Below are 20,577 nucleotides of genomic sequence, written 5' to 3'. Positions count from 1 at the left end.
GGGTAGTTCGGCCGCGGCTCGCGCGGGCCGACGCTCAGCGGCCTGCGAGCGTATCCAGCGCGTCGCCCGTTACGCGAACGATGCGCCATTCGGGCAGCACGGTCGCGCCCATCTTTTCGTAGAAATCGATCGCGGGCTGATTCCAGTCGAGGACCGACCATTCGAAACGCCCGCAACGACGCTCGACGGCCAGTGCCGCGAGGTGGCGCAGCATCGCGGTGCCGAGGCCGGTGCCGCGCTGCGACGGCTGCACGTACAGATCCTCGAGATAGAGGCCGCGACGACCGAGGAACGTCGAATAGTTGTGAAAGAACAGCGCATACGCGACGATCGCGCCGTTGCGCTCGGCCACGAGCGCTTCGGCGGCAGGCCGCTCGCCGAACAGCGCGTCGGCGAGATCCGCTTCGGTCGCGACGAACAGGTGCGTGAGCTTCTCGAATTCGGCCAGCTCGCGCATCAGCGCGAGGATCGTGCCGGCGTCGCGCGCTTCGGCCGCGCGGATCAGCGGCGCGTCGCTCACGCTTCCTCCGGCGGATCGGACAACACGATCTCGATGCCGCCGAAGCGCGATGCGACCCAATTGTATGCGTGGCATGCGATCCACAGCAGCACGAAGCCGAGGATGGCGTTCAGCAGCAGCGCGCTCAGGATCGTGCTCAACTCGACCATCCCGTAACGGATGTACGCGACGAGAATGCCGAGCAGCACGATCGGCACGCTGAACGTCAGGTAGACGAGGATCAACGCCTTCGCGGTCTGCCCCGCGGCGATCGACGAAATTTGTTTCTTCATGTGCGGATTGCCCCCGTAGAGATATATCGATAGTGAAATTCAGATCAGGCCGTCGAGCGGCAGGATGTCGACCGGAGTGCCCGCGTCGACTGCCGCGGTATCGTGGCCCAGGACGATGAAACAGTTGGCGGCCGCGAGGCCGCTCAGCGACGCGGAACTCTGCGAACCGGCCGGCGCGACGTGCCAGCGGCCGTCGGCGGCGCGCGTCGCGATGCCGCGCAGGTATTCGGTGCGGCCCGCACGCGTCTTCAGCGCATGCGTGCTGAGCGCCGTGTACATCGCCGGCGGCGGCGTCTGCGCGCCGGCCAGCGTGAGCAGCGCGGGGCGCACGATCGCGTGGAACGTCACGGCGGACGCGACCGGATTGCCGGGCAGCCCGAAGAACAGCGCGTGACCGGCGCCATCGGGCGCACGTGCGAGCGTGCCGCACGCGAGCGGCCGGCCGGGCCGCAGCGCGAGGCTCGCGAACGTGACGTCGCCGAGCCGTGCCATCACGTCGCGCGTGAAGTCGGCTTCACCGACCGATACGCCGCCCGACGTGATCACCGCATCGGCCTGCGCGGCGACGGCGTCGCGCAACGCGGCTTCGAGCGCGGCCGGGTCGTCGCGGACAATCCCGAGATCGATCGCGTCGACGTGCAGCCTTTCGAGCATCGCGATCAGCATCCCGCGGTTGCTGTCATACAGCGCGCCGCGACCGAGCGGTTCGCCGGGCTCGCGCAGTTCGTCGCCGGTCGAGAACACGGCGACGCGCACGCGCCGGCGCACCGTGACGTCGGTGAAGCCGAATGACGCGAGCAGGCCAAGATCGGACGGCCGCAGGAGGCGGCCCGCGGCGAGCGCGCAGGCGCCGCGCGCGAGATCCTCGCCGGCCTTGCGGCAGTTCGCGCCGTGCGCGACGTCGTGCGCGGCGAAGCGGATCGTGTCGCCGTCGACACGCACGCGTTCCTGCGGAATCACCGTATCGCATCCGGCCGGCATCGGCGCGCCCGTCATGATGCGCACGCATGACCCGGCCGCCACGGCGCCGTCGAACGGATGGCCCGCGAACGCGGTGCCGGCGACCGTCAGCGCGACGTCCCCCTGCGGCGCCGCGTGCGCACCGGCGCTGCCGTCGAACGCATAACCGTCCATTGCCGAGTTGTCGTACGCGGGAATGTCGAACGGTGCGTTCACGTCGGCCGCAAGCACGCGGTCGAGCGCGTCGCGCAGCGTCACCGTGTCGCACGCATCCACAGGCACCGCGAAGCGGCACGCGAGCGCCTGCGCGTCGGCAAGCGACAGCGGGGCATCGGAATCGGGTGCGGTTCGGGAGGCGGGCGAGGATTGCGTGATCATCAGTCGGACTGCGCCGCGAGGCGTATCGGGTTCGTGGCCGGTGGCGCGAGGAGGGTGCCTGGGCGCGGGTTTCGCGTGCGGTGGACGCCGGGCGGGAACGGCGCGGGCGCCGTCAGCGACGGGCCAACGCGGCAAGTTCCTGCCAGGAGTTGGCATTGTAAAACGCACGCTCGTCGCGAAACTCGACTTCGACCGTCTTGTGGCGTGCGTACCACGCACGCACCTTGCGGTCGCCGGCGGCAAGCCGCGAGGCGAGATCGTCGGCCAGCGCCGTGCGCAGCAGCGCGAACGTCGGCTGTGGCGAGCGCGCCTGCTGCGCATCGACAGTGACCGCAATCGCGATGTCGGCCTGCTGCGCGTCGAGCGCGGCATGCAGCCGCGCGACCAGGTCGGCGGGCAGAAACGGCGTATCGCACGGCGAACACGCGACGAGCGGCGCGCGCGCGGCCCGCATGCCGGCGAGCAGACCCGCGAGCGGGCCGGGGAAATCGGGTGTTTCGTCCGCGACGACGCGTGCATCGAACGGCGCACCGAGCTCCGCATAACGATCGGCGTGGCGATTCGCGCTGATCAGCGTCTCGTCGACCTGCGGCGAGAGCCGGCGCAGCACGTGCAGCGCGAGCGGCGTACCGTCGAGCAGTTGCAGGCCCTTGTCGACGCCGTCCATGCGCGTGGCGCGCCCGCCTGCGAGCAGCAGGCCGGCGATCGAGGGAGAGGCGGAAACGGGCATCGTGCGAAGGCGGAAAGGGCGGCGTGCGTCAGCCGCCGATATACGACATTTCGACGCGCTTGCCGGCGCCGTCGGGCGCGGGTTCGGCCGACGCGCTGCCGCGCAGTTGCGAATAGCGGTCGGTGCGCGCCTGCCAGATGCGGGCGATCGCGGTCGCGATCTCGGCGTCGCTTGCGCCGCCGCGCACGAGCGCGCGCAGGTCGTGGCCCGTCGACGCGAACAGGCACAGGTACAGCTTGCCTTCGGTCGACAGCCGCGCGCGCGTACAGTCGCCGCAGAAGGCCTGCGTGACGCTCGAGATCACGCCGATCTCGCCGCTGCCGTCCGCATAACCCCAGCGTTGCGCGGTTTCGGCCGCCGTGTGCGCGTCGAGCGGCACGAGCGGGAAATGTTCGGCGATCCGCGCAACGACGTCCGCCGACGGCAGCACCTCGGTCATGTTCCAGCCGTTCGAGGTGCCGACGTCCATGTATTCGATGAAGCGCAGGATCACGCCGGTGCCGCGGAAACGCTTGGCCATCGGCAGGATCTCGCCGTCGTTGGTACCGCGCTTCACGACCATGTTGACCTTGACCGGCGCGAGGCCGGCGGCCTGGGCCGCGAAGATGCCGTCGAGCACGTCGGCGCTCGCGAACTCGGCGTCGTTCATGCGCTTGAACAGCGTATCGTCGAGCGCGTCGAGGCTGACCGTCACGCGTGTGAGCCCGGCGTCCTTCAGCGCGCGCGCCTTGCGCGCGAGCAGCGAGCCGTTGGTCGTCAGCGTCAGGTCGAGCGGGCGGCCGTCATGCGTTGTCAGGCGCGCGAGGCGCTCGATCAGGAATTCGAGATTCTTGCGCAGCAGCGGCTCGCCGCCCGTGATGCGGATCTTCTCGACGCCGTGTGCGACAAAGAGTCGCGCCACGCGTTCGATTTCCTCGTGCGTGAGCAGCGCGCTGTGCGGCAGGAACGGGTAGTCCTTGTCGAAGACCGCGCGCGGCATGCAGTACACGCAGCGGAAATTGCAGCGGTCCGTCACCGAGATGCGCAGGTCGCGCAGCGGCCTGGCGAACGTGTCGGCCAGCGTGCCGTCGGGGGCATGCGCGACGCCGGAGACGTCCGGCATCCCGCTGACGTCGGCGAGAGGAATGATGCGTCGGGACATGTTGAAAGAAGTGCGAGCCAGACTTGTATTTTAGCCGCAAGCGGCCGCCCGGGTCCGGTGGGCGGAAACCCGCAGCATGGATGTGAAAAAGCCCGCCGGAGGCGGGCTTTTCCTGGTCGGGCGATGTGCCGGTCAGTGGTGCGTCGTTTCGACCTGCTGCATCGGGGCCGTATCGACCGGCGGCAGCGCCTTGCGTTCGCGCGGCACGCGGGCCGGACGCGGGAGGCGCGATGCGGCTTCCTGCGCAGCGGCGAACTTGTCGGCGTCCGTGTTCACCCAGACGAGACCGGCCTGCTCCAGCACGACATCCAGGCTCGCCGAAGCGGGCGAGGCTGCCGGTTGCGCGGGGGCAGGAGCCGGTGCCGGTGCTGCAACGGCCTCGACCGGTGCCGCTTCGACATGCGCCGGCTCGACAGCCGCCGGAGCGGCTTCGGTCGTCACGGCCGGTGCGGCTTGCTCGACGGGCGCGGACTGCGGCGCCTCGACAGCGGCCGGCGCTGCTGCCGGTACTGCCGGCACTTCGAACGCATCGGTCGGCGAAACCGCGACCGGAGCCGGACCGGCTTCCATGTCGACGGCCGGTGCGACCGGTGCCGGTTCTGCCGCTGCCTCGACGGCGACCGCGGGCTCGACCGGAGCGGCCGGAGCCGCTTCGACGTATGCCGGTGCCGGCTGAGCTTCGACAGCGGCCGGCGCAGCATGCTGCTCGACCGCTGCTTCGACGACGACGGCGCCTGCCACGGCCGCGACGACTGCCGGTGCGGCCGTGTGGGCCGGTTCGGCAGCGGCCGGTGCTTCCGGCGTCACGGTTTGCGCTGAGGCTTCGCCATTCGGGCCTTGCTCGGCCTGGTCGACGACTGCGCCGTCTTCGTCGCGCTCGCGACGACCGCCGCGGCGGCCGCGACGGCGGCGACGACGTTCCTCGCCGTCACGCGCGCCGGCTTCCGCATCGGCTGCCAGCTCGGCACCGGGCAGGGCTTCTGCAACGGCCTTGTCGGTTTCCGCTTCCGGATGGTTTTCGCCACGGGTGACGGTCTCGAGCGTGGCCGCATGCTGGGTCGGCTTGCGGCGTTCGCCGCGCTCGCGACGCTCGCCGCGTTCCTGGCGCTCGCCACGACCTGCTGCGTCGACGCCTTCCGGCTGCTCGGCACGCTCGCGCGGTTCACGCGGCTCACGCGGCTCACGGCTTTCGCGCGGCTCGCGCGGTTCGCGACCTTCGCGCTGGCCACGGCCCTCGCGACCTTCGCGGCCCTCACGACCTTCACGGATTTCGCGACCTTCACGCGGCTCGCGACCCTCGCGCGGCTCACGGCCTTCACGCGGTTCGCGCGCTTCCTTGCCTTCGCGCTCCAGGCGTTGCGGCTGACCACGGCCTGCTGCTGCCTGGTCGCGCCCGCCTTGCGCCTGCTGGGCGCCGCCGCGACGGTTGCGGTTGCGATCGCCGCCGCGCTGCTCGGTCTTCTCGGTACGCTCGCGAGCCGGGCGGGCCGCCGGTTCCTTCGCCGGTGCCGGAGCAACCGGTGCGGGCGCCGGAGCCGGCGACATGCCGAACAGGCCCTTCAGCCAGCCGATGAAACCGCCGCTTGCCGCGGCGACAGGTGCGGGGGCCGGAACGGGCTCGACCGGGCGCTGCGGCGCCGGGCTCGGGGCCGGGCGCTCGGGCGTGATGCCCTTGACCGCGGCTTCCTGCTTCGGCTTCACTTCTGCCGTGCGCTTGCTGTAGCCGGTTTCCGACTCGAGTTCGCGGGCAGCTTCCTCGGCCATCTTCCAGGACGCGCGCGGATCGTCGAGGCGCGCGTCGTCGTGGCGCAGGCGCTCGAGCTTGTAGTGCGGCGTATCGAGGTGCTTGTTCGGGATCAGCACGATGCCGACCTTGAAGCGCGACTCGATCTTGTTGATTTCCTGACGCTTTTCGTTGAGCAGGAAGGCGGTCACCTCGACCGGCACCTGGCAGTGGATCGCCGCGGTGTTTTCCTTCATCGCTTCTTCCTGAATGATCCGCAGGACCTGCAGCGCGGACGATTCGGTATCGCGGATGTGGCCGGTGCCGTTACAGCGCGGGCAGGTCACGTGGCTGCCTTCCGACAGGGCCGGACGCAGGCGCTGGCGCGACAGCTCCATCAGGCCGAAGCGGGAAATCTTGCCCATCTGCACGCGTGCACGGTCATGCTTGAGCGCGTCTTTCAGGCGCTGCTCGACTTCGCGCTGGCTCTTCGCCGATTCCATGTCGATGAAATCGATCACGATCAGGCCGCCGAGGTCGCGCAGGCGGAGCTGGCGGGCGACTTCGTCGGCCGCTTCGAGGTTCGTGCGGGTCGCCGTTTCCTCGATGTCCGCGCCCTTGGTCGCGCGCGCCGAGTTCACGTCGATCGCGACGAGCGCTTCGGTGTGGTCGATCACGATCGCGCCGCCGGACGGCAGCGGCACCGTGCGCGAGTAGGCCGTTTCGATCTGGTGCTCGATCTGGAAGCGGGAGAACAGCGGCACGTCGTCGTGGTAGCGCTTCACCTTCGACACGTTGTCCGGCATCACGATGTCCATGAACGCACGGGCCTGATCGTGGATCTCGGTCGTGTCGATCAGGATTTCGCCGATATCGGGCTGGAAATAGTCCCGGATCGCGCGGATCACGAGGCTCGATTCCAGGTAGATCAGCATCGGCTGGCCGGAGTTGCCGCTTTGCGACGCCGCTTCGATCGCGCGCCACAGTTGCAGCAGGTAGTTCAGGTCCCACTGCAGTTCCTCGGCGCTGCGGCCGATGCCCGCGGTGCGGGCGATCATGCTCATGCCGTCCGGAATCTGCAGTTGCGACATCGTTTCGCGCAGTTCCTGGCGCTCGTCGCCCTCGATCCGGCGCGATACACCGCCGCCGCGCGGATTGTTCGGCATCAGCACCAGGTAGCGGCCGGCGAGCGAGATGAAGGTCGTGAGGGCGGCGCCCTTGTTGCCACGCTCTTCCTTCTCGACCTGGACGATCAGCTCCTGGCCTTCGCGCAGGGCATCCTGGATGCGCGCGGAGCGCATGTCGATGCCTTCCTTGAAGTACTGGCGGGCGACTTCCTTGAACGGCAGGAAGCCGTGGCGATCTTCGCCGTAGTTGACGAAGCACGCTTCGAGCGACGGCTCGATGCGGGTGACGACACCTTTGTAGATATTGCCTTTGCGCTGTTCGCGCCCGGCTGTCTCGATGTCGATGTCGATGAGCTTTTGCCCATCGACGATGGCGACGCGCAGCTCCTCCTGCTGCGTCGCATTGAACAGCATGCGTTTCATGAACGACTCCAGGCGGCTCCGCAGCCGACGCCTCGCGGTTGTCAGTCGCGAGGGCGGGAACGACGGCAGGCCGCACCTTGTTGTGTTGTCACGAGCACGCTGGAGCGGGAACGATGGCGGGGAGAATTGCCTGAAGAGGCGCTTGGGCCCGAAAGACGGGGCCGGCGGCCGTAGGGCACCTGCGAATACGGCTTCAAAGCACGGCGTTCACACACCGCACGCTGCAAAAAAGCGCGCTAAGCCTGAGTCCGGGCATTGCCACGGGCGCGCGCAATGGGTCGCGCGCGCCGGCTGGCGGCAGATGCTGCGGCTTGGGCCGCAGCGGGGAGTATCGAATCCAGCCCGACTTTCCCGCTTGGGGTGTACTTCCCTGGTTTGACGTCGCCAAGCCCCGCACGCTTCGCGGGGCCAAATCGGGCGCAACGCCGTAATTTTCGCAACCGGCAGCCTGCGGACGCACTTCGCGCCGTCGGGCTGCCGATCAAATTCTTTTCAACCAACTTTCCGTTACCGCGGCGCCTTGCCGACCGAATCCGCCTGTGGGCGCGATCCTTGCCGACGGGCGGCGCCGTGCGTGCAACTTGCTGCATCTCTTTGATTAGGGGCGAGCAGCGGACCCCCGGCGCAAGTAAAATAATGGTTTCCGCTTGCACCTTGCCCGACTCGGTCGGGGCCGGCCGGTCAGGCCACCCTCAACGTCAGGCTGGGCAAAATTATATTCAGTATGAATGAGTTAGGCAAAATATCCCAGAATTCGGTCGCAAGCGGCCAGGTATCGATGATCGAGATCGATGAAAACTCGGCCGGTCAGCGGATCGACAACTTCCTGTTGCGCGTCTGTAAAGGCGTGCCGAAAAGCCATATTTACCGGATCCTCCGCAGCGGCGAAGTGCGCGTGAACAAGGGCCGGATCGATGCACAGTACCGTCTCGCGCTCGGCGACGTCGTCCGCGTGCCGCCCGTGCGCGTGGCGGCGGCGGACCTCGCGCGTGCCGACACGCCCATCGTGCCGCCCGCGAATTTCGACGTGCTGTACGAGGATGACGCGATGCTCGTCATCGACAAGCCGGCCGGGGTCGCCGTGCACGGCGGCAGCGGCGTCGCGTTCGGCGTGATCGAGCAGATGCGCCAGGCGCACCCGCGCGCGAAATTCCTCGAACTCGTGCACCGGCTCGACCGCGAGACGTCCGGGATCCTGATGCTCGCGAAGAAACGCACGGCGCTCGTGGGCCTGCACGAACAGATCCGCGAGAACCGGATGGACAAACGTTACTTCGCATGCGTCCACGGCGAATGGCAGCCCGACTGGGGGCGCCGTCGCGCGGTAAAGGTGCCGCTGTTCAAGTATTCGACCCCGGAAGGGGAGCGCCGCGTGCGCGTGCAGGACGACGGGCTGCCGTCGCATACGGTGTTCAACCTCGTCGACCGCTGGCCCGACTACGCGCTCGTCGAGGCGGAACTCAAAACGGGTCGGACCCATCAGATCCGCGTGCACCTCGCGCATCTCGGCCTGCCGATCGCCGGCGACGCCAAGTATGGCGATTTCGCACTGAACAAGGCGCTGGCGCGCGCGAATGCGCAGCCGTCGTTGAAACGGATGTTCCTGCACGCGCACCGGCTGCGGCTCAACCATCCGCTGACCGGCGAGGCGCTGCAGTTCGATGCGCCGCTGCCGGACGAATGCCGGCGCTTCCTCGACCAACTCAGCGCACTGCGCGATACCGCCTGAACCGCATGGCTCGACAGCAATTTGACCTGATCGTCTTCGACTGGGACGGCACGCTGATGGATTCGACTGCGCACATCGCGCACAGCATCCAGGCCGCATGCCGCGATCTCGGCCTGCCCACGCCATCCGACGAGGCGTCGCGCTACGTGATCGGCCTCGGCCTGCGCGATGCGCTGCAGGTTACCGCTCCGACCCTCGATCCGTCCGACTATCCGCGGCTGGCCGAGCGCTACCGTTATCACTATCTGCTCGACGACCAGCGCATCGAGCTGTTCGCCGGCGTGCGCGAGCTGCTCGCCGAGTTGCGCGATACGGGCTACCTGCTCGCCGTTGCAACCGGCAAGGGGCGGGTCGGGCTGAACCGCGTGCTTGACCAGTCGAAGCTGACGAGCCTGTTCGACGCGACGCGCTGCGCGGACGAGACGTTCTCGAAGCCGCATCCGGCGATGCTGCACGAGTTGTCCCGGGAATTGGGGCAGGACCTCGCGCGCACCGTGATGATCGGCGACACGACGCATGACCTGCAGATGGCCGCGAGCGCCGGAGCGGCCGGCGTCGGTGTCGCATACGGCGCGCACACGGCCGACGCGCTGGCTGCGCTCGCGCCGCGCTTCGTCGCGCCGGACGTCGACGCGCTGGCTGCGTGGCTGCGGGAGCACGCATGAGCGCGGCGCCGGACGCCGTGCGCGTGTGCGCATCGGACGCGCTGGCCGACGGCGGCGCCGGCGTGCGCGTCGACGCGACGCTGCGCGGCGAGCAGGCCGTCGTGTTCTTCGTGCGCTACGACGGTCGCGCATACGGTTACCTGAATCGCTGCGCACATGTGCCGATGGAGCTCGACTGGTCCGAAGGGCAGTTCTTCGAGTCGTCGGGCCTGTACCTGATGTGCGCGACGCACGGCGCGATCTACGCGCCGGATACCGGCAAGTGCGTCGGCGGCCCGTGCCGCGGCGCCCGCCTGCGGCCGGTCGAGGTCGACGAACGCGACACGCCCGACGGGCGTGCGGTATTCTGGGTGCCCGACGCCGACCTGCGTCCTGCCGCTCCCGCCACGACCGACTGACGACAACACTGCATGGCCGACCAACCGAATTCCCCCGATTCCTCCTCCCGTCCCGACAGCCGCGAACCGAACTGGGAGCGCGCGGCGCTCGAGCGGATCGCGCTCGCGGCCGTGAAGGAACAGCGCGCGGCGCGGCGCTGGAAGATTTTCTTCCGCTTCGCGTTCCTGGGCGTGTTCGTGCTGCTCGCGTTCGCGCTGATCGATTTCTCGAGCGATTCGAAATTATCGTCGAGCGGGCGGCATACGGCGCTCGTGACGATCGACGGCGAGATCGCGGCCGGCGTCAATGCGAATGCCGAAGACATCAATACGGCGCTCGGCTCCGCGTTCGACGACGACGGCACGGTCGGCGTCGTGCTGCGGATCAACAGCCCGGGCGGCAGCCCCGTGCAGGCCGGCATGGTCTACGACGAGATCCGGCGGCTGCGTGCGAAGCATCCGGACAAGCCGCTGTACGTCGTCGTGACCGACATGTGCGCATCGGGCGGCTATTACATCGCGGCCGCGGCCGACAAGATCTTCGTCGACAAGGCGAGCATCGTCGGGTCGATCGGCGTGCTGATGGACGGTTTCGGCTTCACCGGGCTGATGGGCAAGCTCGGTGTCGATCGGCGCCTGCACACGTCGGGCGAAAACAAGGGTTTCTACGATCCGTTCTCGCCGGAGACGCCGAAGATGGACGCGCATGCGCAAGCGCTGCTCGACCAGGTGCACGCGCAGTTCATCAAGGCCGTGAAGGAGGGCCGCGGCAAGCGTCTGCATGAGACGCCCGACATGTTCTCCGGCCTGTTCTGGACCGGCGAGAAGAGCGTCGAACTCGGGCTTGCCGACGGCTACGGCACGACCGACACGGTCGCGCGCGACGTGCTGAAGGCGCCCGATCTCGTCGACTATACGGTGAAGGAAAGTCTGACGAACCGCGTCGCACGCAAGTTCGGCGCCGCCGTCGGCGGCGCCGCGATGAAGGCTTTGACGGCCGGCGGCGCGTCGTTCAGCCTGCGCTGACCGGCGTCCGGCGGGCCATGATGGCCCGCTGGCCGGCCGCGGCTTCAGTTCGCGAGCAGCAGGAAGATCGCAGGACGCTTGTGCAGATTCGGCGCAGGCGCCTTTTTCCAGTCCGCCACGGTGCGGCTCGCGATCGTCTCGGTCGCGAGGGTCAGGTCGGCCGCGACGCAGATCTGCGTCGACGGCGCGCAGGTCGCAATCAGCGTGTCGAGCATCGCGTGATTCCGGTACGGCGTCTCGATGAAGATCTGCGTCTGGCGCGCCTTGCGCGACAGCTGCTCGAGTTCGCGCAGGCGTTTCGCGCGCGCGGCCGCGTCGACCGGCAGGTAGCCGTTGAACGCGAAGCTCTGGCCGTTCAGGCCCGACGCCATCAGCGCGAGCAGGATCGAACTCGGTCCGACGAGCGGCACGACCTTCACGCCGCGCTCGTGCGCGCGGCGTACCAGCAATGCGCCGGGATCGGCGACGGCCGGGCAGCCGGCCTCGGACACGAGGCCGGCGTCCGCGCCGGCCAGCACGGGCGCGAGCAGGCGGTCGATTTCGCCGGCCGGCGTATTGACGTTCAGCTCGCGGATCTCGATTTCCTGGATCGGACGCGTCGTGCCGATCTTCTTCAGAAAGACGCGCGTCGTTTTCGCGTTCTCGCCGATGTAATAGCCGAGCGTGCCGGCGCGTGCCTGCACGGCCGCGGGCAGCACGGCGGCGAGCATCGATTCGTCGCCCTCGCCAAGCGTGTTCGGGACGAGATAAAGCGTGCCGGCCGTCATGCGCGGTCTCCACGGATGGTTGCAAACAGCGGATATTCGACGGCACGCAGCATCCGCGTGAGCGCGATCAGCGGCAGGCCGACGAGCGCGGTCGGGTCGTCCGAGTCGATCGCGTCGAGCAGCGCGATGCCGAGCCCTTCGGATTTCGCGCTGCCGGCGACGTCGTACGGCGTTTCCGCGCGCAGGTACGCGTCGAGTTCGGCCTCGGGCAGCGAGCGGAAGCGCACGCGCGTGATGATGTCCTCGACCTGCGCCTCGCCCGTGCGGCTGTCGTACAGGCAGAGTGCGCTGTGGAATTCGACTTCGCGGCCTTGCATCGACACGAGCTGCGCGAGCGCGCGCTGGTGCGTGCCGGGCTTGCCGATCTGGAGCCCGTCGAAGGTCGCGACCTGATCCGACCCGATCACGAGCACGCCGTCCGGCGCGTCGATCGTCGCGGCGACGGCGCGCGCTTTCGCGCCTGCGAGGCGCAGGGCGGTCGAGGCCGGAGTTTCGTCGTCGAGCGGGGTTTCGTCGAGGTCGGGCGACACGACGTCGAACGGCACGCCGAGGCGCTCGAGGAGCGTGCGGCGGTAGCGGGAACTGGAGGCAAGAATCAGCCGCGGCGGGCGGCAAACGGTATCCGGCATGGTCGGTTGGATCGGTGAGTCGTCGGGTGTTGTGCGGACGCAAGCTTAAGTGATTGACCGCAAAAGGTAAAACAGGTATGCTTGCCCGCTTTTCGTCGGCAGGCTTCCGTGGTGGCGCCTGCCGGGTCTTCGGAAGTAAAGTACGTACCCGTACGTGAGTGAGCGGCGCCAAGCCGGATCCCGCAAGTCAGCCTGTAGGCAGGAGCGCACATGAACACTTCTTCTGGCAAACCTGCGGCGCCGCTTGATCCGCACGCGGTCGACCTGTTCGAGTTCGCCCGCAGCGGGCGACAGGCAGCAGGGGCGGTGCGCCTCTCGCAACTGCCGCGCATGTTAAACGAAGTGCCGGCGGACGCGCCAGATCGCGACACGGTCTTCACGTGGCAGGCGGAAGGGTTCACGCAGAAGGAGTTGCAGGACGACGGCGCCGATGGGCAGCAGCCGTATCTGCGCCTCGCGGTGCATGGCCAGGCGTGGCTCACGTGCCAGCGCTGCATGACCCCGTACGACCAGACGTTCGGCGTCGACATGGTGTACCGCGTCGTCGCGACCGAAGAAGAAGCTGAAGAATTTCCGCTCGACGACGATGAAGCCGATGTGATCGTGGGCTCACGCCAGTTCGATCTCGTCGACTTGATCGAAGAGGAGTTGCTGCTTTCGTTGCCGCTCGTGCCCAAGCACGAGGTTTGCCCGGCAGTTCACGAAAGCCTCGTGTCGGGTGCGAGCGGTCCTGAGGAAGAGGCGGGCGAAGAGCCCGACGAAGCCGCGGACGAAGGCAAACGGCCGAATCCGTTCGCAGCGCTGCAAGCGCTGAAGAAGGACGGTGACGGCACCAAGAAACACTAAGCAGTTGTGGCGCGGGAAGGCGTAAGGGCTTTGGGCCAGGGTAGTTAAGCGCCGGATCGGGCTGTGTTAGAATCCGGAAAATTATTTAGGAGTTAGTCATGGCAGTCCAGCAAAACAAGAAGTCGCCGTCGAAGCGCGGCATGCATCGTTCGCACGATTTCCTGACGGCAACGCCGCTGGCAGTCGAGCCGAGCACGGGTGAAGTGCACCTGCGTCACCACGTCAGCCCGAACGGCTACTATCGCGGCAAGAAAGTCGTCAAGACGAAGAACGACTAAGCGTCAAGTCACGCGTTGCGCGCTACGTTCGCCGTTCGCGTGACAACTGGTTCGCTTGACACTTTCCTGGCGCAACAAAAAGGCGGCATTCAACTGCCGCTTTTTTGTGCCTGAAATTCGTCGCATTCCATGACCGTAAAGCTCACAATCGATTGCATGGGAGGCGACCACGGCCCGTCCGTGACCGTTCCCGCGGCAGTCAAGTTCGTCCGCGCGCATCCCGATGCGCACCTGATGCTCGTCGGCATCGAAAGCGCGATCCGCGCTCAGCTCAAGAAGCTGAAAGCTCTCGACGATCCCGCGCTGACCATCGTGCCCGCCACCGAAGTCGTGGCGATGGACGACCCTGTCGAAGTGGCGCTGCGCAAGAAGAAGGATTCTTCGATGCGCGTCGCGCTCAACCACGTCAAGGAAGGCGCGGCGCAGGCCTGCATCTCCGCCGGCAATACCGGCGCGCTGATGGCCGTTTCCCGTTACGTACTCAAGACGCTGCCCGGCATCGAGCGGCCCGCGATCGCGTCCGCGCTGCCGAACCCGACCGGCTACACGATGATGCTGGACCTCGGCGCGAACGTCGACTGCGAGCCGCAGCACCTGCTGCAGTTCGCGGAGATGGGGCACGCACTGGTGGCCGCGCTCGAAGGCAAGGAGCGGCCGACGATCGGCCTGCTGAACATCGGTGAAGAGGTCATCAAGGGCAACGACACGATCAAGCGCGCAGGCGAGCTGCTGCGCGCCAGCACGCTGAATTTCCGCGGCAACGTGGAGGGCAACGACATCTACAAGGGCACCGTCGACGTGATCGTGTGCGACGGCTTCGTCGGCAACGTCGCGCTGAAGACGTCCGAGGGGCTCGCGCAGATGCTGTCCAACATCATCCGCGAGGAGTTCGGCCGTTCGCTGATGTCGAGGTTGATGGCGCTGCTCGCGCTGCCTGTCCTGATGCGTTTCAAGAAGCGCGTCGACCACCGCCAGTACAACGGCGCGGCGCTGCTGGGGCTGAAGAGCCTCGTGATCAAGAGCCACGGTTCGGCCGATGCCTACGCGTTTGAGTGGGCGATTAAACGCGGGTATGATGCGGTCAAAAACGGCGTGCTGGAGCGCCTCGCGCGCGCGATGGCGGACAATTCGGCGTCGCTCGGCGACGGCGAGCACGACGCGGGCGGCGCGGGCCATGCAAGCCCGGCCGCAGGCCCTCACGCCGAACCTTCCGCTGCGCAATCCTCTAAAGCATAAATGGCCCAATCGACTCTCTATTCCCGCGTGCTCGGCACGGGCAGCTACCTGCCGCCCGACCGCGTCACGAACCAGCAGTTGACCGATCGTCTCGCGAAGGAAGGCATCGAGACGAGCGATGAATGGATCGTTGCGCGCACGGGTATCCGTGCGCGCCATTTCGCCGCGCCGGACGTCACGACGAGCGATCTCGCGCTCGAGGCGTCGCGTCGTGCGATCGAAATGGCCGGTATCGATCCGCAGTCGATCGACCTGATCATCGTCGCGACTTCGACCCCCGATTTCGTGTTCCCGAGCACCGCGTGCCTGCTGCAGAACAAGCTCGGCATCAAGAACGGCGGCGCGGCATTCGACGTGCAGGCCGTGTGTTCAGGCTTTGCGTATGCGATGGCGACGGCCGACAGCTTCATCCGCAGCGGCCAGCACCGCACGGCGTTGATCGTCGGCGCCGAGACGTTCTCGCGCATCCTCGACTTCAAGGACCGCACGACCTGCGTGCTGTTCGGCGACGGCGCGGGCGCGGTGATCCTGTCCGCGTCGGAAGAGCCGGGCGTGCTCGGCAGCGCGCTGCACGCTGACGGCAGCTATTCGCATATCCTCTGCACGCCGGGCAACGTGAATCGTGGCGTGATCGAGGGCAGCGCGTTCCTGTACATGGACGGGCAGGCCGTGTTCAAGCTCGCGGTCAACGTACTCGAGAAGGTTGCGATCGAGGCGCTTGCAAAGGCGAATCTCGCGCCTGAACAAATCGACTGGCTGATTCCGCACCAGGCCAACATCCGCATCATGACCAGCACCTGCCGCAAGCTCGGCCTGCCGCAGGAACGCATGGTCGTGACGGTCGACCAGCACGGCAACACGTCGGCCGCGTCGATCCCGCTGGCGTTCGACACCGCGGTGCGCGACGGCCGCATCCAGCGTGGCCAGCACGTGCTGATCGAAGGTGTCGGTGGCGGCTTTACCTGGGGCGCGTCGGTCTTCCGCTTCTGATCCGCGGCGCGCGACTGCTGCGCGCGGATCTCATCGGCGCGCCGTTCGTGCGCGCCGTCCGAATCGATTCAATTGGGGACGATATGAAATTTGCATTCGTTTTTCCGGGGCAGGGCTCGCAGGCAGTCGGCATGCTCAACGCATTCGCCGATCTGGCTGTCGTGCGCGAGACGCTCCAGGAGGCGTCTGACGCACTCAATCAGGACCTCGGCAAGCTGATCTCCGAAGGCCCGGCCGAAGAGCTGAATCTGACCACCAACACGCAGCCCGTGATGCTGACCGCCGCTTACGTGTGCTACCGCGCGTGGCAGCAGGCAGGCGGCCCGGCGCCGTCGATCGTCGCCGGTCACAGCCTCGGTGAATACACGGCGCTCGTCGCGGCGGGCGCGCTCGCCTTCAAGGACGCGGTGCCGCTCGTGCGCTTCCGCGCGCAGGCGATGCAGGCGGCCGTGCCGGTCGGTCAGGGCGGCATGGCCGCGATCCTGGGCCTCGACGACGACACGGTGCGCGCGGTGTGCGCCGAAGCCGCGGAAGCGGGCGTCGTCGAAGCGGTGAACTTCAATGCGCCCGCGCAGGTCGTGATCGCGGGCAACAAGGCTGCCGTCGAGAAGGCGTGCGAGATCGCGAAGGCGAAGGGCGCGAAGCGCGCACTGCCGCTGCCTGTGTCGGCACCGTTCCATTCGTCGCTGCTCAAGCCGGCATCGGACCAGTTGCGCGACTATCTCGCGAATGTCGACGTGAAGGCGCCGCAGATTCCGGTCGTGAACAATATCGACGTCGCCGTGGTCAGCGATCCGGCCGCGATCAAGGACGCGCTGGTGCGTCAGGCGGCAGGCCCGGTGCGCTGGGTCGAGTGCGTGCGGCACATCGCCGGCACGGGCGTCACGCACGTGATCGAATGCGGTCCGGGCAAGGTGCTCGCCGGCCTGACGAAGCGCATCGACGGCAACCTGACGGGGGCGTCGGTGTTCGATCCGGCGTCGCTCGACGAAGCGCTCAAGCTGGTGACCGCCTGACGCGGCGCCTTTTCTCAAGAGACGGATATTCGATTCATGGAAAAGACTCTCGATAAACAGGTTGCGATCGTGACCGGCGCGTCGCGCGGCATCGGCCGTTCGATCGCGCTCGAACTCGCGCGCCTGGGCGCGACGGTGATCGGCACCGCAACGAGCGAATCGGGCGCTGCCGCGATCACCGCGGCGTTCGCGGAAGCGGGCGTCACGGGCCGCGGCGCGGTACTGAACGTCAACGACGCGGCGGCCGCCGAGACGCTGATCGACGCGACCGTGAAGGAATTCGGCGCGCTGAACGTGCTCGTCAACAACGCGGGCATCACGCAGGACCAGCTCGCGATGCGGATGAAGGACGAGGACTGGGACGCGGTGATCGACACCAACCTGAAGTCGGTGTTCCGCCTGTCGCGCGCGGTGCTGCGCCCGATGATGAAGGCGCGCGGCGGCCGTATCATCAACATCACGTCGGTGGTCGGTTCGGCCGGCAACCCGGGGCAGGTCAACTATGCTGCCGCGAAGGCCGGCGTCGCGGGCATGACGCGTGCGCTCGCACGCGAAATCGGCAGCCGCGGCATCACCGTGAACTGCGTCGCGCCGGGCTTCATCGACACCGACATGACGAAGACGCTGCCGGAAGAACAGCAGGCCGCGCTCAAGACCCAGATTCCGCTCGGCCGCCTCGGCAGCCCGGAGGACATCGCCCATGCCGTCGCGTTCCTCGCATCGCCGCAGGCCGGTTACATCACCGGCACGACGCTGCACGTGAACGGCGGCATGTACATGTCGTAACGATTTTCGTTTACTATCCGCGCCGTATCCCGTTTTTCAGGCGGATCGGCGCTTGATCGGCCATCAAGCCAACGCGCGTTTTGGCGTCAGCAAACCTGATAAAATGCGCGCACTTGTAAATCTGAACTTTCCCTCGGAGGGGTAATGGACAACATCGAACAACGTGTCAAGAAGATCGTCGCTGAACAACTGGGCGTCGCGGAAGCCGAGATCAAGAACGAAGCTTCGTTCGTGAACGATCTGGGCGCCGACTCGCTCGACACGGTCGAACTGGTGATGGCTCTCGAAGACGAGTTCGGCATGGAAATCCCGGACGAAGAAGCAGAGAAGATCACGACCGTTCAGCAAGCGATCGACTACGCTCGCGCAAACGTCAAGGCGTAAGCGCCTTTCGCGCTTGTTCGCCACGTCGCCGCGATCTTCGCGATTGACGCGCCATCCTGCCGGCTTCGCGCCGGACGGACTAACAGCCACAGGGCTCGCAGGGCTGGTTCCTGTGGCCACTGTGGCTTTTGTTTTTGTCATCCAATAATGGAAAAGAGGTTACCGTGAGCCGCCGTCGTGTTGTTGTTACAGGCCTGGGGCTGATTTCGCCTGTTGGCAATAATGTTGCCGACGGTTGGGCCAATCTCGTCGCCGGCAAGTCCGGTATCGCCACCGTCACGAAGTTCGATCCGTCGAACCTCGCCGTGCATTTCGCGGGCGAGGTGAAGGGTTTCAGCGCCGAGGAGTACATCCCGGCGAAGGAAGCCCGCAGCATGGATACCTTCATCCATTACGGCATCGCCGCCGGCGTGCAGGCGCTCAAGGACAGTGGTCTGGAAGTGACCGACGCCAATGCGGAACGCATCGGCGTGCTGGTCGGTTCCGGCATCGGCGGCCTGCCGATGATCGAAGATACGCACCAGACCTACGTCGATCGCGGCCCGCGCCGGATTTCGCCGTTCTTCGTGCCGGGTTCGATCATCAACATGATCTCGGGCCACCTGAGCATCATGTTCGGCCTGAAGGGCCCGAACCTCGCGACCGTGACGGCCTGCACGACCGGCCTGCATAGCATCGGTCTCGCCGCGCGCCTGATCCAGGCCGGCGACGCGGACGTGATGGTCGCGGGCGGCGCCGAATCGACGGTGTCGCCGCTCGGCATCGGCGGCTTCGCGGCCGCGCGAGCGCTGTCGACCCGCAACGATGATCCGGCGACCGCGTCCCGTCCGTGGGACAAGGATCGCGACGGCTTCGTGCTGGGCGAGGGCGCAGGCGTGATGGTGCTGGAAGAGTACGAGTCGGCGAAGGCGCGTGGCGCGAAGATCTACGCGGAAGTCGCGGGCTTCGGCATGACGGGCGACGCGTACCACATGACCGCGCCGAACATGGACGGTCCGCGCCGCTGCATGGTCGCGGCGCTGCGCGACGCCGGCGTGAACCCGGACGAGGTCCAGTACCTGAACGCGCACGGCACGTCGACCCAGCTGGGCGACAAGAACGAGTCCGACGCGGTGAAGGCGGCCTTCGGCGAGCATGCGTACAAGCTCGTCGTGAACTCGACGAAGTCGATGACAGGCCACCTGCTGGGCGGCGCGGGCGGCCTCGAGTCGGTGTTCACGGTGCTGGCGCTGCACAACAACGTGTCGCCGCCGACCATCAACATCTTCAACCAGGACCCCGAATGCGATCTCGATTACTGTGCGAACACCGCGCGTGACATGAAGATCGACGTGGCCGTGAAGAACAATTTCGGCTTCGGCGGTACCAACGGCACGCTGGTGTTCAAGCGCGTCTGACGCTGAAATCGCTTGACGAGTCCATTCGATGCTCCGGCCGGGCGTCCGCAGCGCTTTGCGTTGCGGGCCTCGGCCGTGTCGTATGTCGTGCTGGCCGCGTTCGTCGCGTCGGCTGCCGCGTCGGCATACCTGTTCTGGACGCCGCGCGCGGGCGCTGCCGCCGGCGCATGCGTGTCGGCCGCGACGGCCGCGCTGCTGGCCGTGTGCGCCGCGCGGGCCTGCGCCCGCCGGCTACCGGCCGAGTTGCGGATCGACGCATTCGGGGAAGTTGCGGCGTTTGGCCGCACCGGGCGGCTGCTGGCCCGCGGCCGTGTGACGGGCCATGCGCACTGGAGCAGCCTGCTGCTCGTGCTGTCGGTCGGGCAGGGCACCCGGCGGGCCCGGCCGCTGCTGATTCCGGCCGATGCGCTCGACGCCGCGTCGTTCAGCGCGCTGTCCGTGCTGGCGAGAACCGCGGGCGCGGCGGGGCGGGCATGACGGCGGCGCGGTTACCGACCGTAACCAGCGGCCGGTGCGGGAACGCTACAATAGCGCTCCACGTTGCATCCCTAGTTAATGGATTTGTCAGGTGAGTGAAAAAGAAATTGATCAGGTTCTGGTCGAGCGCGTACAGAAGGGCGACAAGGCAGCGTTCGAACTCCTGGTCTCCAAATACCACCGCAAGATCATTCGGCTGATCTCGCGCCTCGTGCGGGATCCCGCCGAGGTCGAGGATGTAGCCCAGGACGCGTTCATCAAGGCGTACCGTGCGTTGCCGCAATTTCGCGGCGAATCTGCGTTCTACACGTGGTTATACCGGATTGCCGTCAATACGGCGAAGAACTACCTTGCGACGCAAGGTCGCCGCGCACCGACCTCGACCGAGGCCGATGCGGAGGAAGCGGAAACTTTCTCCGACGCAGACCAACTAAGGGATATCAACACGCCTGAGTCGATGTTGATGAGCAAGCAGATTGCCGAGACGGTCAACGCTGCAATGGCCGCGTTGCCCGAAGAATTGCGCCAGGCGATTACGCTGCGCGAGATCGAGGGCCTGAGCTACGAAGAGATCGCGGAAATGATGGGCTGTCCGATCGGGACGGTCCGGTCGCGGATTTTCCGTGCTCGCGAGGCAATCGCTGCCAAATTGCGTCCGCTGCTCGATACGCCCGAAGGCAAGCGCTGGTAAGCGCGATGG

At 67.1% G+C, this 20,577-nt stretch carries 22 protein-coding genes; 14 read left to right on the top strand and 8 right to left on the bottom strand.

The genetic code is table 11. The features are described 5' to 3' along the window. Positions 1-34: 34 nt before the first annotated feature. From BT264_RS01515 to BT264_RS01490, 6 genes are all read right to left on the bottom strand, one after another. Positions 35-520: a GNAT family N-acetyltransferase gene (locus BT264_RS01515; protein WP_072436016.1), complete on the bottom strand. Its 486-nt coding sequence runs from the start codon at positions 518-520 to the stop codon at positions 35-37. Continuing rightward, positions 517-792 (bottom strand): hypothetical protein, encoded by a 276-nt coding sequence (locus BT264_RS01510; RefSeq protein WP_006476519.1) that lies wholly within the window; start codon positions 790-792, stop codon positions 517-519. The genes BT264_RS01515 and BT264_RS01510 overlap by 4 nt, the downstream gene beginning before the upstream one ends. Positions 793-831: 39 nt before the next feature. Further along, on the bottom strand, positions 832-2,130 hold the full coding sequence (gene glp / locus BT264_RS01505) for a molybdopterin molybdotransferase MoeA (protein ID WP_072436015.1): 1,299 nt from the start codon (positions 2,128-2,130) through the stop codon (positions 832-834). Positions 2,131-2,242: 112 nt separating this feature from the next. Beyond that, a complete protein-coding gene (gene mobA, locus BT264_RS01500) occupies positions 2,243-2,860 on the bottom strand; it encodes a molybdenum cofactor guanylyltransferase MobA (RefSeq protein WP_072436014.1) in 618 nt (205 codons plus the stop codon). 28 nt (positions 2,861-2,888) lie between these two features. Continuing rightward, positions 2,889-4,001 (bottom strand): GTP 3',8-cyclase MoaA, encoded by a 1,113-nt coding sequence (gene moaA, locus BT264_RS01495; protein ID WP_072436013.1) that lies wholly within the window; start codon positions 3,999-4,001, stop codon positions 2,889-2,891. Between the two features lie 132 nt (positions 4,002-4,133). Further along, a complete protein-coding gene (locus BT264_RS01490) occupies positions 4,134-7,274 on the bottom strand; it encodes an Rne/Rng family ribonuclease (protein WP_072436012.1) in 3,141 nt (1,046 codons plus the stop codon). Positions 7,275-7,998: 724 nt separating this feature from the next. On the opposite strand from BT264_RS01490, the gene BT264_RS01485 reads away from it, so the two are divergent. The 4 genes from BT264_RS01485 to BT264_RS01470 are packed head-to-tail and all read left to right on the top strand — an operon-like array spanning position 7,999 to position 11,071. After that, on the top strand, positions 7,999-9,003 hold the full coding sequence (locus tag BT264_RS01485; RefSeq protein ID WP_072436011.1) for an RluA family pseudouridine synthase: 1,005 nt from the start codon (positions 7,999-8,001) through the stop codon (positions 9,001-9,003). Positions 9,004-9,008: 5 nt separating this feature from the next. Then, positions 9,009-9,668 (top strand): HAD-IA family hydrolase, encoded by a 660-nt coding sequence (locus BT264_RS01480; RefSeq protein WP_072436010.1) that lies wholly within the window; start codon positions 9,009-9,011, stop codon positions 9,666-9,668. Next, the gene (locus tag BT264_RS01475) at positions 9,665-10,066 is read left to right on the top strand and encodes a Rieske (2Fe-2S) protein (protein ID WP_072436009.1); all 402 of its coding nucleotides are present in this window, start codon (positions 9,665-9,667) and stop codon (positions 10,064-10,066) included. The genes BT264_RS01480 and BT264_RS01475 overlap by 4 nt, the downstream gene beginning before the upstream one ends. Before the next feature lie 12 nt (positions 10,067-10,078). Continuing rightward, entirely contained in the window at positions 10,079-11,071 is a 993-nt protein-coding gene (locus tag BT264_RS01470; protein ID WP_072436008.1) for a S49 family peptidase, read from the top strand. 44 nt (positions 11,072-11,115) lie between these two features. Here the strand turns inward: BT264_RS01470 and BT264_RS01465 are convergent, their stop codons facing one another. Both BT264_RS01465 and BT264_RS01460 read right to left on the bottom strand, forming a co-directional pair. After that, on the bottom strand, positions 11,116-11,838 hold the full coding sequence (locus BT264_RS01465) for an SAM-dependent methyltransferase (protein WP_034183089.1): 723 nt from the start codon (positions 11,836-11,838) through the stop codon (positions 11,116-11,118). Further along, on the bottom strand, positions 11,835-12,467 hold the full coding sequence (locus BT264_RS01460; protein WP_072436007.1) for a Maf-like protein: 633 nt from the start codon (positions 12,465-12,467) through the stop codon (positions 11,835-11,837). Before BT264_RS01460 ends, BT264_RS01465 begins: the two co-directional genes overlap by 4 nt. A gap of 210 nt (positions 12,468-12,677) precedes the next feature. Between BT264_RS01460 and BT264_RS01455 the strand changes: the two genes are divergently transcribed. The 10 genes from BT264_RS01455 to rpoE all read left to right on the top strand — a co-directional run bounded on the left by BT264_RS01455 (position 12,678) and on the right by rpoE (position 20,568). After that, positions 12,678-13,313: a DUF177 domain-containing protein gene (locus BT264_RS01455; protein WP_072436006.1), complete on the top strand. Its 636-nt coding sequence runs from the start codon at positions 12,678-12,680 to the stop codon at positions 13,311-13,313. 98 nt (positions 13,314-13,411) lie between these two features. After that, positions 13,412-13,591: a 50S ribosomal protein L32 gene (rpmF, locus tag BT264_RS01450; protein WP_006759765.1), complete on the top strand. Its 180-nt coding sequence runs from the start codon at positions 13,412-13,414 to the stop codon at positions 13,589-13,591. A 129-nt stretch (positions 13,592-13,720) separates the two neighbouring features. After that, positions 13,721-14,827, top strand: coding sequence for a phosphate acyltransferase PlsX (gene plsX, locus BT264_RS01445; RefSeq protein WP_034183092.1), 1,107 nt, complete (start codon positions 13,721-13,723; stop codon positions 14,825-14,827). Beyond that, positions 14,828-15,817 (top strand): beta-ketoacyl-ACP synthase III, encoded by a 990-nt coding sequence (locus tag BT264_RS01440; protein WP_072436005.1) that lies wholly within the window; start codon positions 14,828-14,830, stop codon positions 15,815-15,817. It abuts the gene before it with no gap. 83 nt (positions 15,818-15,900) lie between these two features. Further along, the gene (gene fabD / locus BT264_RS01435) at positions 15,901-16,833 is read left to right on the top strand and encodes an ACP S-malonyltransferase (RefSeq protein ID WP_072436004.1); all 933 of its coding nucleotides are present in this window, start codon (positions 15,901-15,903) and stop codon (positions 16,831-16,833) included. Between the two features lie 36 nt (positions 16,834-16,869). Beyond that, complete coding sequence (fabG, locus tag BT264_RS01430; protein ID WP_072436003.1) at positions 16,870-17,619, top strand: 3-oxoacyl-ACP reductase FabG; 750 nt, start codon at positions 16,870-16,872, stop codon at positions 17,617-17,619. A 144-nt stretch (positions 17,620-17,763) separates the two neighbouring features. Further along, positions 17,764-18,003: an acyl carrier protein gene (acpP, locus tag BT264_RS01425; RefSeq protein ID WP_004197638.1), complete on the top strand. Its 240-nt coding sequence runs from the start codon at positions 17,764-17,766 to the stop codon at positions 18,001-18,003. A gap of 164 nt (positions 18,004-18,167) precedes the next feature. After that, on the top strand, positions 18,168-19,400 hold the full coding sequence (gene fabF, locus BT264_RS01420; RefSeq protein ID WP_072436002.1) for a beta-ketoacyl-ACP synthase II: 1,233 nt from the start codon (positions 18,168-18,170) through the stop codon (positions 19,398-19,400). A gap of 12 nt (positions 19,401-19,412) precedes the next feature. Further along, positions 19,413-19,877 carry a hypothetical protein gene (locus BT264_RS01415; protein ID WP_072436001.1) on the top strand — a complete coding sequence of 155 codons (465 nt, stop codon included), beginning with the start codon at positions 19,413-19,415 and terminating at the stop codon, positions 19,875-19,877. A gap of 91 nt (positions 19,878-19,968) precedes the next feature. Beyond that, positions 19,969-20,568, top strand: coding sequence for an RNA polymerase sigma factor RpoE (rpoE, locus tag BT264_RS01410; protein WP_034183098.1), 600 nt, complete (start codon positions 19,969-19,971; stop codon positions 20,566-20,568). Positions 20,569-20,577 lie beyond the last annotated feature (9 nt).

Origin of the sequence: Burkholderia sp. NFPP32 (assembly GCF_900119325.1) — a bacterium.
GTDB classification, from domain to species: Bacteria; Pseudomonadota; Gammaproteobacteria; order Burkholderiales; family Burkholderiaceae; genus Burkholderia; species Burkholderia pyrrocinia_C.
This window is presented reverse-complemented; position numbering and strand designations above follow the sequence as displayed.

Excerpts from the sequence above, each read along its gene's own strand:
- BT264_RS01510 (WP_006476519.1), bottom strand. The coding sequence starts at position 792 with ATGAAGAAACAAATTTCGTCGATCGCCGCGGGGCAGACCGCGAAGGCG.
- glp (WP_072436015.1), bottom strand. The coding sequence starts at position 2,130 with ATGATCACGCAATCCTCGCCCGCCTCCCGAACCGCACCCGATTCCGAT.
- mobA (WP_072436014.1), bottom strand. The coding sequence starts at position 2,860 with ATGCCCGTTTCCGCCTCTCCCTCGATCGCCGGCCTGCTGCTCGCAGGC.
- moaA (WP_072436013.1), bottom strand. The coding sequence starts at position 4,001 with ATGTCCCGACGCATCATTCCTCTCGCCGACGTCAGCGGGATGCCGGAC.
- BT264_RS01490 (WP_072436012.1), bottom strand. The coding sequence starts at position 7,274 with ATGAAACGCATGCTGTTCAATGCGACGCAGCAGGAGGAGCTGCGCGTC.
- BT264_RS01485 (WP_072436011.1), top strand. The coding sequence starts at position 7,999 with ATGAATGAGTTAGGCAAAATATCCCAGAATTCGGTCGCAAGCGGCCAG.
- BT264_RS01480 (WP_072436010.1), top strand. The coding sequence starts at position 9,009 with ATGGCTCGACAGCAATTTGACCTGATCGTCTTCGACTGGGACGGCACG.
- BT264_RS01475 (WP_072436009.1), top strand. The coding sequence starts at position 9,665 with ATGAGCGCGGCGCCGGACGCCGTGCGCGTGTGCGCATCGGACGCGCTG.
- BT264_RS01470 (WP_072436008.1), top strand. The coding sequence starts at position 10,079 with ATGGCCGACCAACCGAATTCCCCCGATTCCTCCTCCCGTCCCGACAGC.
- BT264_RS01465 (WP_034183089.1), bottom strand. The coding sequence starts at position 11,838 with ATGACGGCCGGCACGCTTTATCTCGTCCCGAACACGCTTGGCGAGGGC.
- BT264_RS01460 (WP_072436007.1), bottom strand. The coding sequence starts at position 12,467 with ATGCCGGATACCGTTTGCCGCCCGCCGCGGCTGATTCTTGCCTCCAGT.
- BT264_RS01455 (WP_072436006.1), top strand. The coding sequence starts at position 12,678 with ATGAACACTTCTTCTGGCAAACCTGCGGCGCCGCTTGATCCGCACGCG.
- rpmF (WP_006759765.1), top strand. The coding sequence starts at position 13,412 with ATGGCAGTCCAGCAAAACAAGAAGTCGCCGTCGAAGCGCGGCATGCAT.
- plsX (WP_034183092.1), top strand. The coding sequence starts at position 13,721 with ATGACCGTAAAGCTCACAATCGATTGCATGGGAGGCGACCACGGCCCG.
- BT264_RS01440 (WP_072436005.1), top strand. The coding sequence starts at position 14,828 with ATGGCCCAATCGACTCTCTATTCCCGCGTGCTCGGCACGGGCAGCTAC.
- fabD (WP_072436004.1), top strand. The coding sequence starts at position 15,901 with ATGAAATTTGCATTCGTTTTTCCGGGGCAGGGCTCGCAGGCAGTCGGC.
- fabG (WP_072436003.1), top strand. The coding sequence starts at position 16,870 with ATGGAAAAGACTCTCGATAAACAGGTTGCGATCGTGACCGGCGCGTCG.
- acpP (WP_004197638.1), top strand. The coding sequence starts at position 17,764 with ATGGACAACATCGAACAACGTGTCAAGAAGATCGTCGCTGAACAACTG.